Source organism: Streptomyces fulvoviolaceus, from assembly GCF_000718165.1.
In the GTDB taxonomy this organism is placed as follows: Bacteria; Actinomycetota; Actinomycetes; order Streptomycetales; family Streptomycetaceae; genus Streptomyces; species Streptomyces fulvoviolaceus.
The window spans coordinates 1-13,797 of sequence record NZ_JOEY01000032.1; the positions used below are offsets into that span (position 1 = coordinate 1).

Consider the following 13,797-nt stretch of genomic DNA (forward strand, 5'->3'; position numbering starts at 1 on the left):
AGGGAAACGCCCGGTTACATTCCGAACCCGGAAGCTAAGCCTTACAGCGCCGATGGTACTGCAGGGGGGACCCTGTGGGAGAGTAGGACACCGCCGAACTCCTTTTAGAGCTCTGGCTCTTGGGCACGCAGCCCAAGAGCCAGAGCTTTTTTGCGTTGGGGTAAGGTCAGGGAGCATCGTAGGCACGTTTCCCACAGGAGGCTCCCGGGTGGAGGTCCAGGAGACCCGCGTCCAGACGGACCGGGTCCTCACCATCCCCAACATCCTCAGCATGGCGCGGCTCCTCGGAGTACCGCTCTTCCTGTGGCTGATCCTCAGGCCCGAGTTCGGGGGGCCGCAGAGTGACGGCTGGGCGCTCCTGGTGCTGCTTCTCAGCGGGATCAGTGACTACCTGGACGGCAAGCTCGCGCGGCGTTGGAACCAGATCAGCAACCTCGGCCGGCTTCTGGATCCCGCGGCCGACCGGCTCTACATTCTCTCGACTTTGCTCGGTCTCACCTGGCGCGAGATTCTGCCAATCTGGTTGACCGCTGCACTTCTTGCGCGAGAGCTGGTTCTGCTGGTGATGGTGGGCATCCTCAGGCGGCACGGCTATCCACCCCCGCAGGTGAACTTCCTCGGCAAGGCCGCCACGTTCAACCTGATGTACGCCTTCCCCCTGCTCCTGCTCAGTGACGGAACTGGATGGATCTCGTCACTCGCTGCTATTTTCGGATGGGCGTTCGCAGGATGGGGTACAACGCTGTACTGGTGGGCAGGAGTCCTCTACGTGGTACAAGTCCGCCGCCTGCTCCGTGCGGACTCCATGGCCGATTGAACTCGCCGATTGGTACGGCCGTAGCGGCTCGATGGCCCCCGGCGAAAAAGTGCGGGACAATCTGGACGGGTGAAGTCGGCTAGACCGTCGTCTCTTTAGAGGAGGACGCTTCCGACATGAAGGCCGTCGTGATGGCCGGAGGCGAAGGCACACGCCTTCGTCCCATGACCTCAAGCATGCCCAAGCCGCTCCTGCCGGTGGCCAACCGCCCGATCATGGAGCACGTTCTTCGGCTGCTCAAAAGGCATGGGCTCAACGAGACCGTCGTCACCGTCCAGTTTCTGGCCTCTCTGGTCAAGAACTACTTCGGTGACGGTGAAGAGCTTGGAATGGAGCTCAGCTATGCCAATGAGGAGAAGCCACTCGGTACCGCCGGAAGCGTCAAGAACGCCGAAGAGGCGTTGAAGGACGATGCTTTCCTTGTAATTTCCGGTGATGCCCTGACCGACTTCGATCTCACCGAGCTCATCAACTTCCACAAGGAAAAGGGTGCGTTGGTCACCGTCTGTCTGACGCGTGTGCCCAATCCGCTGGAATTCGGTATCACCATCGTCGACGAGGAAGGCAAGGTCGAGCGCTTCCTCGAGAAGCCGACCTGGGGCCAGGTCTTCTCGGACACCGTGAACACGGGTATCTACGTGATGGAGCCCGAGGTGTTCGACTATGTCGAGGCCGATGTCTCCGTCGACTGGTCCGGCGATGTCTTCCCGCAGTTGATGAAGGAAGGCAAGCCGATCTACGGCTATATCGCCGAGGGCTACTGGGAGGATGTCGGTACCCACGAGAGCTACGTGAAGGCGCAGGCCGACGTCCTGGAGGGAAAGGTCGACGTCGATCTCGACGGCTTCGAGATCTCTCCGGGCGTGTGGGTGGCGGAAGGCGCCGAGGTCCATCCCGACGCCGTTCTCCGTGGACCGCTCTACATCGGTGACTACGCCAAGGTCGAGGCCGGCGCTGAAATCCGCGAGCACACCGTCATCGGCTCGAACGTCGTCGTGAAGACCGGGGCCTTTCTGCACAAGGCTGTCGTGCACGACAACGTGTACGTCGGGCAGCACAGCAATCTGCGGGGCTGTGTCGTCGGAAAGAACACCGACATCATGCGCGCGGCTCGGATCGAGGACGGCGCCGTCATCGGTGACGAGTGCCTGATCGGTGAAGAGTCGATCGTGCAGGGCAACGTGCGGGTGTATCCGTTCAAGACCATCGAGGCCGGTGCGTTCGTCAACACCTCGGTGATCTGGGAGTCCAGGGGGCAGGCACACCTCTTCGGCGCTCGCGGTGTGTCCGGGATCCTGAACGTGGAGATCACGCCCGAGCTGGCCGTGCGTCTTGCCGGCGCCTACGCGACCACGCTCAAGAAGGGCTCGACCGTCACCACGGCCCGTGACCACTCCCGTGGTGCACGCGCACTCAAGCGGGCCGTGATCTCCGCGCTGCAGGCCAGTGCCATCGACGTACGCGACCTGGAAAACGTACCGCTGCCCGTGGCGCGGCAGCAGACCGCTCGCGGCAGTGCCGGCGGGATCATGATCCGGACCACGCCCGGGGTGCCGGATTCCGTGGACATCATGTTCTTCGACAGCCAGGGCGCCGACCTTTCGCAGGCCAGTCAGCGGAAGTTGGACCGGGTGTTCGCGCGGCAGGAGTACCGGCGGGCCTTCCCGGGCGAGATCGGGGATCTGCACTTCCCGGCCAGTGTCTTCGATTCGTACACCGGGTCGTTGTTGCGGAACGTCGATACGACGGGCATTTCCGAGTCGGGGCTCAAGGTCGTCGTCGACGCGTCGAACGGCAGTGCCGGTCTTGTGCTGCCCAGCCTGCTCGGCAAGCTCGGTGTGGACTCGCTGACCATCAATCCCGGTCTCGACGAGTCCAGGCCCACGGAGACCGCGGACACCCGGCGGTCGGGACTGGTGCGGCTGGGAGAGATCGTGGCGTCCGCGCGGGCCGCGTTCGGTGTGCGGTTCGACCCCGTGGGCGAGCGGCTGTCGCTGGTCGACGAGAAGGGGCGGATCGTCGAGGACGATCGCGCACTGCTCGTCATGCTCGACCTGGTCGCCGCGGAACGGCGCAGCGGCCGTGTGGCGCTGCCGGTGACCACCACGCGGATCGCCGAGCAGGTGGCGGCGTACCACGGCACACAGGTGGAGTGGACGACGACCTCGCCCGACGATCTGACACGGGTCGGACGTGACGACTCGACGATCTTCGGAGGCGACGGCAAGGCCGGTTTCATCATTCCGGAGTTCAGCGGCGTGTTCGACGGCGCGGCGGCCTTCGTGCGGTTGATCGGCCTGGTGGCGCGGACGCAGCTCACGCTCAGCCAGATCGATGCGCGCATTCCGCGGGCGCATGTCCTCAAGAGGGACCTGGCGACCCCGTGGGCCGTCAAGGGGCTTGTGATGCGGAGGGTCGTGGAAGAGGCCGGAGATCGCTTTGTCGACACGACCGACGGTGTACGGGTCGTGGAGACCGACGGGCGCTGGGTGATGGTTCTGCCCGATCCGGCCGAGGCGGTCACGCACCTGTGGGCGGAGGGGCCGGACGACGCGTCCGCGCAGGCTCTGCTCGACGAGTGGTCGGCGGTGGTGGACAGCGCCGGGCGCTGAACCACGCAGTACGCGCGCGTGCCGGACAGGCCCCCCCAAGGGGGCCTGTCCGGCACGCCGGTGGGGCCATTCGGAGGTAGTGGTCACGACGTGGGACGATGTGCGGCATGCCGCAGCAGCCCCCCGTTCGGAGCACCCCCACGCGCCCGTCGCGCCCGGACGCCTCCATGTCGCTGCTCACCAATGTCATGGACCACAGCCTCGACGACGGATACGCCGAGGCGGCCGAGCGGAAGAAGGCAGCGGGCACCGGCGGCATGCCCAGGACACTGCGGGCGAAGCTCGGTCTGGCAGCCGGCCTGGTGCTCGCCGCTCTGGTCGTGACCGTCGGGGCGGCACAGGCGCGAGTGGCCGCTCCTGTCGTCGCCAAGGAGCGCGAGGAGCTGATCGACCGCATCGACCGGGAGACCACGGCGGCGGACAAGCTCGAGAACAGCGTCGACAAGCTGCGCGACGACGTGAGTTCGCGGCAGCGTGAGGCGCTCAGGCAGAGCGGCGGCAGTGACCAGTCGGAGCTCGTGGGCATCCTCTCGGGCGCAGTGGAAGTACATGGTCCCGGTGTGAAGCTCGTCGTGAACGACGCCAAGGAAGCGTCGACGGGCGGCGGCGGAGACCCGCGTGAGACGTCGGGATTCTCCGACACCGGCCGGGTGCGCGACCGGGACATGCAACGTGTGGTCAACGGGCTGTGGGAGTCGGGTGCCGAGGCCGTCTCGGTCAACGGACAGCGGCTGACGGCCCTGTCGGCGATCAGGGCCGCCGGTGACGCGATACTGGTCGACAACAAGCCGCTGGTTCCGCCCTATACGGTGCTGGCGGTGGGGGACGGGCAGCGGCTGAGCACCAGGTTCCAGAACAGTGCCGACGGGCTGTATCTCAACGCCCTGCAGGAGAACTACGGAATCCGGACCAGTATTTCCGTGGAGGACGACCTCCGGCTGCCCGCCGCACCGAGTGTGATCGTACGTACAGCAGAGCCGAGAACTGAGAAGGGCACATCGTGATCGCCGTACTGGGCCTCGTCGTGGGAGTCGTGGCCGGACTGTTGGTCCGGCCTGAGGTTCCGGCGGTCGTCGAGCCTTATCTGCCGATCGCCGTGGTGGCGGCACTCGACGCTGTCTTCGGGGGCCTGCGGGCCATGCTCGACGGCATCTTCGACGACAAGGTCTTCGTCGTGTCGTTCCTGTCCAACGTGGTCGTGGCCGCGCTGATCGTCTTCCTGGGCGACAAGTTGGGCGTGGGCGCCCAGCTGTCCACCGGTGTCGTCGTCGTCCTCGGGATCCGTATCTTCTCGAATGCCGCGGCGATCCGTCGGCACGTGTTCCGGGCGTGAGGCCGATGAGCGACGAGGAAGAGACCCCCGGCAACAGGCTGCGCAAGGAACTGCCCGATGAGAGGCCCGCGGCGCCCCCCGCCGAGGAGGCCGCGGTCCCCGAGGCGGAGCCCGGGCTGACCGGTCGGCAGCGGTTGGTTCAGGGCCTGTGGCCGCCTCGGGTCACCAGGGCCCAACTCATCGTCGCCGTGCTGCTGTTCGGCCTGGGCTTCGGCCTGGCCGTCCAGGTGGCGTCGAACAGCGACAGCGACAGTGCCCTGCGTGGTGCGAGGCAGGAAGATCTCGTGCGCATCCTCGATGAACTGGATGACCGTACGCAGCGTCTTGAAGACGAGAAGCAGGGGCTCGAGAAGCAGCGCGACGAGCTGGAGAACAGCTCGGACCAGGCCGAGGAGGCCCGCAAGCAGACGGTCGAGAAGGAGAGGCAGCTCGGCATTCTGGCGGGCACGGTGGCTGCGCAGGGTCCCGGCATCACGATGACCATCGAGGACACGAAGGGGACGGTCGAGGCGGACATGCTGCTCGACGCGATCCAGGAGCTCCGCGCGGCCGGTGCGGAGGCGATCCAGGTGAACGGCGTGCGGGTCGTCGCCGGCACCTATCTGACGGATTCCGACAAGAGTGTCAGCGTCGACGGGAACAAGATCACCGCGCCCTATCGTTTCAAGGTCATCGGCAATCCGCAGGACCTCGAACCGGCGCTCAACATTCCTGGAGGCGTGGTGCAGACTCTTGAGAAGGAGCAGGCCACCGTTACCGTCGAGCGGTCGGACAAGATCGTCGTGGACGCCTTGCGAGCGGCGAAGCGGCCTGACTACGCTCGGTCGTCCTCCCAGTGAACCGGGGGTGCATGGGGGGCAACCGGCGAGGGCATGAGGTTGCGGGGGGTCGGCGCACCGAATGGGTGGTGCGTGGTGGAAACTGTCTGGTGGATACGGACGTTGTGAGGATGTCCGGGTCGACCGGTGTGTTCAATCAGGGTTCGTCCTGCCCCACGGGCGGGTCTGTTTCGGTCAAGGGGAATCGCCCGTGAAGTTGTTTGCGAAGTTGTTCGGCAAGAGCGCGCGAGAGGGCAGCGACAATGCGACCGCTCGCCATCGCGCACAGCCTGATGCGGAAGGCCAGCGCCCGCTGTTCCGGGACCAGGTCGCTGGTCCGGGCGGTGACATTTCCGGAGGTCAGGGCGCGCCGTCTGTTGACCCTGCCCAGTCCGGCGGCATAGGTTTCGGGCAACCGTCAACCTCAAGTACGGGTGGAGAGTTTTCCATGTCGGCCCTGGTGTGTACGAGGTGCGGTAACCGCAACGCGGAGAACAGCCGCTTCTGCTCGAACTGCGGCGCGCCGCTGCGGGCCGGGGCCACGCCCGAGCGTCCGTCCGAGACGACGTCCACGATCTCCATCTCCGGCCTCGAGGCCTACGACGCCGAGGTCACCGGCCAGACGCAGATGCCGGCGCTCTCTCCGGAGGCACAGGCGGCCGTCGACGCGCTGCCGCTGGGCTCCGCCCTGCTGGTCGTGCGCCGGGGCCCGAACTCGGGCAGCCGCTTCCTCCTGGACGGCGAGCTGACCACGGCCGGACGTCATCCGCAGAGCGACATCTTCCTCGACGATGTCACGGTCTCCCGTCGGCACGTGGAGTTCCGCCGCGGTCAGGACGGCTCGTTCACGGTGGCCGACGTGGGCAGTCTGAACGGCACGTATGTCAACCGTGAGCGGATCGACCAGGTCGCTCTGAACAACGGTGACGAGGTGCAGATCGGCAAGTACCGGCTGGTCTTCTACGCGAGCCAGCGGGGCTACTGACCCTCCCCCGGAGAAGGTCCATGCTTCAAACACCGAGCGGTGGTGCCGGGCACGGCACCACCGCCGCGGACAGTGGGCTGATGAGCATCGGCACGGTGCTGAACGTGCTGCGCGAGGAGTTCCCCGAAGTCACCATCTCCAAGATCCGCTTCCTGGAGTCGGAGGGGCTCATCGAGCCGCAGCGCACCCCCTCGGGATACCGCAAGTTCAGCCCGGAGGACGTCGAGCGGCTCGGCCACGTACTGAGAATGCAGCGGGACCACTATCTGCCGCTCAAGGTGATCCGTGAGCACCTGGACGCCATGGAGCGCGGCGAGGCCGTCGCGCTGCCCGCGGTGGGCCGTCAGCGGGACGGTGAGACGGCACTGGAGGTCTCCGACGGGCCCACTGCGGCCCGGATCGGACGGGACGAGCTGCTCGCCGCCGCCGAGATCGAGGCACCGGAGCTGGAGGAGTGGGAGTCGTACGGGCTGATCACTCCCCTTCCGGACGGGGCCTATGACGCGGAGGCGGTCACCGTGGCCGCGCTCGTGGTCGAGCTGGGGCGCTTCGGCATCGAGCCGCGGCACCTGCGGGCGATGAAGGCTGCCGCCGACCGTGAGGCGGGGCTGGTGGACCAGGTGGTGGCTCCGCTCAAGCGCCACCGCAACCCACAGACCAGGGCCCATGCGGAGGCCCGTACGAAGGAAATGGCGGGTCTCACGGTGAAGCTGCACGCGGCGCTCGTGCAGACGGCCCTCGGTGTGCGGCTGCCCTGAGGCGGGCCCGCCCGTGAGACAGGATCGGCGCCCCCGTTTCCGGCCCGACTACCCAAACGTCCCGGGCACGGCCTAGGGTTGCTGTGTGAACGAGCTCGATGTCGTAGGTGTCCGGGTCGAAATGCCCTCCAACCAACCGATCGTGCTCCTGCGTGAAGTGGGAGGCGACCGTTACCTCCCCATCTGGATCGGGCCGGGGGAGGCGACAGCGATCGCCTTCGCGCAGCAGGGCATGGCCCCCGCACGACCGCTGACCCACGACCTGTTCAAGGACGTGCTGGAAGCCGTCGGCCAGGAGCTCACCGAAGTGCGCATCACGGACCTGCGGGAGGGTGTCTTCTACGCGGAGCTGGTCTTCGCCAGCGGGGTCGAGGTGAGCGCGCGTCCGTCCGACGCCATAGCGCTGGCCCTGCGCACCGGGACGCCGATCTACGGCAGCGACGGAGTCCTCGACGACGCCGGCATCGCGATCCCGGACGAGCAGGAGGACGAGGTGGAGAAGTTCCGCGAGTTCCTCGACCAGATCTCGCCCGAGGACTTCGGCACCAGCAGTCAGTGAAAATGCCGGCATTTGCCAGCGGCGAGTGAGAGCGTCCTGCGGCCCGCTCCGAGCGCATTCGGCTAGCCTTTCCCCGCGGTTGGGTACGGGAAACCACTCCTAGGGTGATTATCACTCGGCGTGCCGAGTGTGGCGATCGTTGACGCACCCCTGGTGACTGCCTACCGTCGAGAAGGCAGGTCAAGGACGGAGGTCGGCGTGAGAAGCAGCGGCGACGGTACGGCTGGGGGTGCCCCGGGACGCAGTCTCGGGGACAGTGGTCCGTACCCGCTTCACGGCAGCGCGGCCGATCACGCTCCGCAGCGACCGGCGGCCGTGCCGAGCAGCGGAGGGGCGACGTCCATGGCGTCCGAGGAGATCGGCTATCGCGGCCCGACGGCGTGTGCGGCCGCCGGCATCACCTATCGGCAACTGGACTACTGGGCCCGCACCGGGCTCGTCGAGCCGAGTGTGCGGCCGGCCTACGGGTCGGGGACGCAGCGGCTGTACAGCTTCCGGGACGTCGTGGTCCTGAAGATCGTCAAGCGGTTCCTCGACACGGGTGTGTCGCTGCAGAACATCCGCACCGCGGTTCAGCACCTCAGGGAGCGCGGTTTCCGTGACCTGGAGCGCATGACGCTTATGAGTGATGGCGCCACGGTCTACGAGTGCACCTCGCCCGACGAGGTCCACGCACTGCTCCAGGGCGGCCAGGGCATCTTCGGGATCGCCGTGGGTGTCGTGTGGCGGGACGTCGAGAGCGCGCTGTCGCAGCTGCACGGGGAGCGGATCGACACAGGGGAGACCCTCGTCGGGAACAACCCCGCGGACGAGCTGGCGCGGCGGCGCAACCGGGCCGTCTGAGGGTCCGCTCAGGAGCCGTACCGGGGCATTGTCAGTGGCGTAGGGCAGCATCGGAGATGTGAGAACCGCGCCCACGATCCTGCATCTCGACATGGATGCCTTCTTCGCCTCGGCGGAGCAGGCGTCCAAGCCGAGCCTGCGAGGGAAGGCCGTCGTGGTGGGCGGGCTCGGGCCGCGCGGGGTGGTGGCCACCTCGTCCTACGAGGCTCGCGTGTTCGGTGTCCATTCGGCGATGCCCATGGCCCAGGCCCGGCGGCTGGCGCCGAACGCCGCGTACCTCGTGCCCCGCTTCGGGTTCTACCGGTCGATCAGCGAGCAGGTGATGGGGCTGCTGCGGGCGCTGTCGCCGCTGGTGGAGCCGCTGAGCCTGGACGAGGCGTTCGTGGACCTGGAGGCCGGGGAAGCGGCCTGGGACGAAGCGTCGGCGCGGCTGGCGGGGGCGAAGCTGCGCGCCGACATACGGGCGGTCACCGGGCTGACGGGGTCGGTGGGTCTCGCCGCCTGCAAGATGCTCGCGAAGATCGCCTCAGAGCAGGCCAAGCCCGACGGGCTGGTCGTGATCGAGCCGGGGACCGAGCGGGCCATGCTCGCGCCGATGTCGGTGCGGACGCTGCCGGGGGTCGGACCGGCGACCGGCGACCACCTGCGGAGGGCCGGGATCCACACGGTCGACGAGATCGCCGAGGCGGGCGAGGACGAGCTCGTGCGGCTGCTGGGGAACGCCCACGGGCACGCGCTGTACGCCATGGCGCTGGCGCACGACGAGCGGCCGGTGGTGGCCGAGCGGGAGACGAAGTCGGTCTCGGTCGAGGACACCTACGACGTGGACATCCACGACCGGATCCGGGTGGGGCTGGAGGTGCAGCGGCTGGCCGACCGGTGCGTGCAGCGGTTGCGGGGCGCCGGGCTGTCCGGGCGGACCATCGTGCTGAAGGTGCGCAGGTACGACTTCTCCACGCTGACCCGGTCCGAGACGCTGCGCGGGCCCACGGACGATCCGGCGGTGGTGCGGGAGGCGGCAGCCCGGCTGCTGGACTCGGTGGATACCACGGGCGGCGTACGGCTGCTCGGGGTCGGCGTCAGCGGGCTGGCCGACTACACGCAGGAGGACCTGTTCGCGCAGGCGGCGGGGGAGCTGGCCGAGCATCCGGTGGAGGAGGCGGCACACGCGCCCGCCGAGGAAGAGAAGGCGCCGGCCGAGCGGCGGTGGGTCGCGGGGCACGATGTACGGCATGCCGAGCACGGGCACGGGTGGGTGCAGGGCAGTGGGCTCGGGAGGGTCACCGTGCGGTTCGAGACGCCCGACTCGGAGCCGGGGCGGGTGCGGACCTTCCGGGTCGACGACCCGGACCTGGAGGCGGCCGATCCACTGCCGCTGGTGGCGCGAAGACCCGACGACCCGGAGGGGCCGCCGGCTCAGGCCTCGTCCGTGCCCGCCAGCTTCCCGAAGTCATGGTCCGGGAACGGCGGAGGAGGGGCCACATCGAGACCGTAGTGGTGGTAAAGCTGCAGTTCCTGCTCGGGGGAGAGGTGGCGGCCGACGCCGAAATCGGGGGCGTCCTTGATCAGGGCACGGTCGAAGGGGACGTGCAGGGTGCCCTCGACCAGTTCGCTGGGCTCCAGGGGCACGAAGGCGTCCCTGCTGAACAGGCCGGTGCGTATGGCCGCCCACTCCGGCACTCCGGTCGCGTCGTCGAGGTAGACCTCGTCGATGGTGCCGATCTTGGTGCCGTCGCGGTCGAATGCCTTGCGGCCGATCAGGTTGCGGGGATCGATGTCGGTCTGCACGGGACCCTCCACTTGGTCGCAACTCATCCGTAAGCACTACAAAAGAGCAGATTGGAGAAGGCGGCCACTCGAAGGCTCGGGTGTTGGGCTCGCTGGTAGGCTGACAGCGGCTGCTGACCCCGTGCGGGAGAGTCCTCCGGACACCATCCGGAGGCGCCGAAGGAGCAAATCCTCCCCAGAATCTCTCAGGCCCATGTACCGCACGGACGAGGTCACTCTGGAAAGCAGGGCGGGTGTCGATGGCTTCCGCTCTCACCGACGGTGAAAGCCGGGCACCTTCGGGCGGCCCGGTGAAGCTCTCAGGTTGAGATGACAGAGGGGGAGGCCGTCGGGGTACCCGTGCCGGGGTGCCCCTCGAAGGTCGCGTCAGACCAGGAGGCCTCCGCAATGACAGCCCACCGCATTCCGCTCGCCGAGCTCGAACAGGGAATCCCGTTCGAGCAGCGCCACATCGGGCCCGACCAGGAGGCGCGGGCCAAGATGCTCGCGCAGGTCGGCTACGGCTCACTGGACGAGCTCACCGCCGCCGCGGTCCCGGATGTGATCAAGAACGCCGACGCGCTGGACCTGCCGGGTGCGCGTACCGAGGCCGAGGTGCAGGCCGAGCTGCGTTCACTGGCCGACCGGAACCAGGTTCTCGACTCCATGATCGGGCTCGGGTACTACGGCACCTTCACCCCGCCCGTCATCCTGCGCAACGTCATGGAGAACCCGGCCTGGTACACGGCCTACACGCCGTACCAGCCGGAGATCTCGCAGGGCCGTCTCGAGGCGCTGCTGAACTTCCAGACCATGGTCGCCGAGCTGACCGGGCTGCCGACCTCCGGCGCCTCGCTGCTCGACGAGGGCACGGCCGCCGCCGAGGCCGTGGCGCTGTCCCGGCGGATGGGCAAGAACAAGAAGGGTCTGTTCCTCGTCGACGCGGACGCGCTGCCGCAGACCATCGCCGTGATCGAGACCCGGGCCGAGCCGGCGGGTGTGGAGGTCGTGGTCGCCGACCTCAGCGACGGGATTCCGGCCGAGGTCGCCGGGCGTGAGATCAACGGCGTTCTGATCCAGTACCCGGGTGCCTCCGGTGCCGTACGGGACATCAAGCCGCTCATCGACCAGGCGCACGAGCTCGGCGCGCTCGTGACCGTCGCCGCCGATCTGCTCGCGCTGACGCTGCTGAAGTCCCCGGGTGAACTCGGTGCGGACATCGCGGTCGGTACGACGCAGCGCTTCGGTGTGCCGATGGGCTTCGGTGGGCCGCACGCCGGATACATGGCCGTACACGAGAAGTTCGCGCGCAGCCTGCCCGGGCGGCTCGTGGGTGTGTCCGTGGACGCCGACGGGCACACGGCGTACCGGCTCGCGCTGCAGACGCGTGAGCAGCACATCCGCCGGGAGAAGGCGACCAGCAACATCTGCACCGCCCAGGTGCTGCTCGCCGTGATGGCCGGCATGTATGCCGTCTACCACGGGCCCGAGGGGCTGAAGGGCATCGCGCGGCGGACGCACCGGTACGCCACGATCCTCGCCGAGGGGCTCAAGGCCGGTGGCGTCGAGGTCGTGCACGGTGCCTACTTCGACACGTTGACTGCACGGGTGCCGGGCAAGGCCGCCGAGGTGGTCGGCGGCGCGCGGGAGAACGGGGTCAACCTGCACCTCGTGGACGCCGACCACGTGTCGATCGCCTGTGACGAGACCACCGCTCGGGCCCAACTGGGCGCCGTATGGAACGCGTTCGGGGTCGAGGGTGACATCGAGGCGCTCGACGCGGCGACCGGGGAGGCGCTGCCGGACGCGCTGCTGCGTGGCGACGAGTACCTGACGCACCCCGTCTTCCACCAGCACCGTTCCGAGACCGCGATGCTGCGGTACCTGCGCAGGCTGGCCGACCGTGACTACGCGCTCGACCGCGGCATGATCCCGCTGGGCTCCTGCACCATGAAGCTCAACGCGACCACGGAGATGGAGCCGGTCACCTGGCCCGAGTTCGGGCAGCTGCACCCCTTCGCGCCCGCCGAGCAGGCGCAGGGCTACCTCACGCTCATCCGTGAGCTGGAGGAGCGGCTCGCCGAGGTCACCGGGTACGACAACGTGTCGCTGCAGCCCAACGCCGGTTCGCAGGGCGAGTTGGCCGGGCTGCTCGCCGTACGCGGATACCACCGGGCCAACGGGGACGAGCAGCGGACTGTGTGTCTGATTCCCTCGTCCGCGCACGGGACCAACGCCGCCAGTGCCGTCATGGCCGGCATGAAGGTCGTCGTCGTGAAGACCGCCGAGGACGGCGAGATCGATGTCGAGGACCTGCGGGCGAAGATCGAGCAGTACCGCGACGAGCTGTCGGTGCTGATGATCACGTACCCGTCGACACATGGGGTGTTCGAGGAGCACGTCGCCGACATCTGCGCCCAGGTGCACGAGGCCGGCGGGCAGGTGTACGTCGACGGGGCCAACCTCAACGCCCTGGTGGGGCTGGCCAAGCCGGGGCACTTCGGCGGTGACGTCTCGCACCTGAACCTGCACAAGACCTTCTGCATTCCGCACGGCGGTGGCGGTCCGGGGGTTGGGCCTGTCGGTGTGCGTGCGCACCTCGCGCCGTATCTGCCGAACCACCCGCTGCAGCCCGCGGCCGGGCCCGAGACGGGTGTCGGGCCGATCTCGGCCGCGCCCTGGGGTTCCGCGGGGATCCTGCCGATCTCGTGGGCGTACGTGCGGCTCATGGGTGGCGAGGGGCTCAAGCGCGCCACGCAGGTGGCGGTGCTCTCCGCGAACTACATCGCCAAGCGGCTCGAGCCGCACTACCCGGTGCTCTACACCGGTCCGGGCGGGCTGGTCGCGCACGAGTGCATCATCGATCTGCGGCCGATCAGCAAGGCGACCGGGGTGAGCGTGGACGACATCGCCAAGCGGCTCATCGACTATGGGTTCCACGCGCCTACGATGTCGTTCCCCGTGGCCGGGACGCTGATGATCGAGCCGACCGAGTCGGAGGACCTGATCGAGCTCGACCGGTTCTGCGAGGCGATGATCGCGATTCGCGGGGAGGTCGAGAAGGTCGGCTCCGGTGCGTGGCCCGCCGACGACAACCCGCTGCGGAACGCGCCGCACACCGCTGCCGCGCTGGGCGGGGAGTGGGAGCACGCCTACACGCGTGAGGAGGCCGTCTTCCCGCCCGGTGTCTCGGTCGCGGACAAGTACTGGCCGCCGGTGCGCCGGATCGACCAGGCCTTCGGTGACCGGAACCTGGTGTGCTCGTGCCCGCCGTTGGACGCGTACGAGGACTGATCTGCCGCGTA

At 68.1% G+C, this 13,797-nt stretch carries 12 protein-coding genes, 1 rRNA gene and 1 riboswitch; of the genes, 12 read left to right on the forward strand and 1 reads right to left on the reverse strand.

The features are described 5' to 3' along the window. The 11 genes from rrf to IG08_RS0131300 form a co-directional block, all read left to right on the forward strand. Positions 1-99: ribosomal RNA gene (gene rrf, locus IG08_RS56030) — 5S ribosomal RNA — on the forward strand; the annotation flags it as partial. Between the two features lie 109 nt (positions 100-208). Then, positions 209-817, forward strand: a complete 609-nt coding sequence (gene clsA, locus IG08_RS0131255; protein WP_030609999.1) for a cardiolipin synthase ClsA — start codon at positions 209-211, stop codon at positions 815-817. 116 nt (positions 818-933) lie between these two features. Next, entirely contained in the window at positions 934-3,429 is a 2,496-nt protein-coding gene (locus IG08_RS0131260; RefSeq protein WP_030610002.1) for a mannose-1-phosphate guanyltransferase, read from the forward strand. A gap of 167 nt (positions 3,430-3,596) precedes the next feature. Beyond that, positions 3,597-4,433 (forward strand): DUF881 domain-containing protein, encoded by an 837-nt coding sequence (locus IG08_RS0131265; RefSeq protein ID WP_030610003.1) that lies wholly within the window; start codon positions 3,597-3,599, stop codon positions 4,431-4,433. Next, positions 4,430-4,762, forward strand: coding sequence for a small basic family protein (locus tag IG08_RS0131270; RefSeq protein ID WP_003988855.1), 333 nt, complete (start codon positions 4,430-4,432; stop codon positions 4,760-4,762). The genes IG08_RS0131265 and IG08_RS0131270 overlap by 4 nt, the downstream gene beginning before the upstream one ends. Before the next feature lie 5 nt (positions 4,763-4,767). Then, positions 4,768-5,601, forward strand: coding sequence for a DUF881 domain-containing protein (locus tag IG08_RS0131275; RefSeq protein ID WP_030610006.1), 834 nt, complete (start codon positions 4,768-4,770; stop codon positions 5,599-5,601). Between the two features lie 61 nt (positions 5,602-5,662). Beyond that, a complete protein-coding gene (locus IG08_RS57555) occupies positions 5,663-6,565 on the forward strand; it encodes an FHA domain-containing protein (RefSeq protein WP_078655824.1) in 903 nt (300 codons plus the stop codon). A 20-nt stretch (positions 6,566-6,585) separates the two neighbouring features. Then, a complete protein-coding gene (gene ftsR / locus IG08_RS0131285) occupies positions 6,586-7,323 on the forward strand; it encodes a transcriptional regulator FtsR (protein WP_030610011.1) in 738 nt (245 codons plus the stop codon). Between the two features lie 85 nt (positions 7,324-7,408). Further along, entirely contained in the window at positions 7,409-7,882 is a 474-nt protein-coding gene (locus tag IG08_RS0131290) for a bifunctional nuclease family protein (protein ID WP_004002801.1), read from the forward strand. A 198-nt stretch (positions 7,883-8,080) separates the two neighbouring features. Then, complete coding sequence (locus IG08_RS0131295; protein WP_078655825.1) at positions 8,081-8,725, forward strand: MerR family transcriptional regulator; 645 nt, start codon at positions 8,081-8,083, stop codon at positions 8,723-8,725. Between the two features lie 58 nt (positions 8,726-8,783). Next, positions 8,784-10,220, forward strand: coding sequence for a DNA polymerase IV (locus tag IG08_RS0131300; RefSeq protein WP_030610017.1), 1,437 nt, complete (start codon positions 8,784-8,786; stop codon positions 10,218-10,220). Here IG08_RS0131300 and IG08_RS0131305 read toward each other — a convergent pair. Then, on the reverse strand, positions 10,142-10,513 hold the full coding sequence (locus IG08_RS0131305; protein WP_030610020.1) for a PRC-barrel domain-containing protein: 372 nt from the start codon (positions 10,511-10,513) through the stop codon (positions 10,142-10,144). The genes IG08_RS0131300 and IG08_RS0131305 overlap by 79 nt on opposite strands. A 114-nt stretch (positions 10,514-10,627) precedes the next feature. Next, a riboswitch (glycine riboswitch) is annotated at positions 10,628-10,724 on the forward strand. A gap of 176 nt (positions 10,725-10,900) precedes the next feature. Between IG08_RS0131305 and gcvP the strand changes: the two genes are divergently transcribed. Next, on the forward strand, positions 10,901-13,786 hold the full coding sequence (gcvP, locus tag IG08_RS0131310; protein WP_030610023.1) for an aminomethyl-transferring glycine dehydrogenase: 2,886 nt from the start codon (positions 10,901-10,903) through the stop codon (positions 13,784-13,786). The last annotated feature ends 11 nt before the right edge of the window (positions 13,787-13,797 follow it).

Excerpts from the sequence above, each read along its gene's own strand:
- ftsR (WP_030610011.1), top strand. The coding sequence starts at position 6,586 with ATGCTTCAAACACCGAGCGGTGGTGCCGGGCACGGCACCACCGCCGCG.
- IG08_RS0131265 (WP_030610003.1), top strand. The coding sequence starts at position 3,597 with ATGTCGCTGCTCACCAATGTCATGGACCACAGCCTCGACGACGGATAC.
- IG08_RS0131260 (WP_030610002.1), top strand. The coding sequence starts at position 934 with ATGAAGGCCGTCGTGATGGCCGGAGGCGAAGGCACACGCCTTCGTCCC.
- gcvP (WP_030610023.1), top strand. The coding sequence starts at position 10,901 with ATGACAGCCCACCGCATTCCGCTCGCCGAGCTCGAACAGGGAATCCCG.
- IG08_RS57555 (WP_078655824.1), top strand. The coding sequence starts at position 5,663 with ATGGGTGGTGCGTGGTGGAAACTGTCTGGTGGATACGGACGTTGTGAG.
- IG08_RS0131275 (WP_030610006.1), top strand. The coding sequence starts at position 4,768 with ATGAGCGACGAGGAAGAGACCCCCGGCAACAGGCTGCGCAAGGAACTG.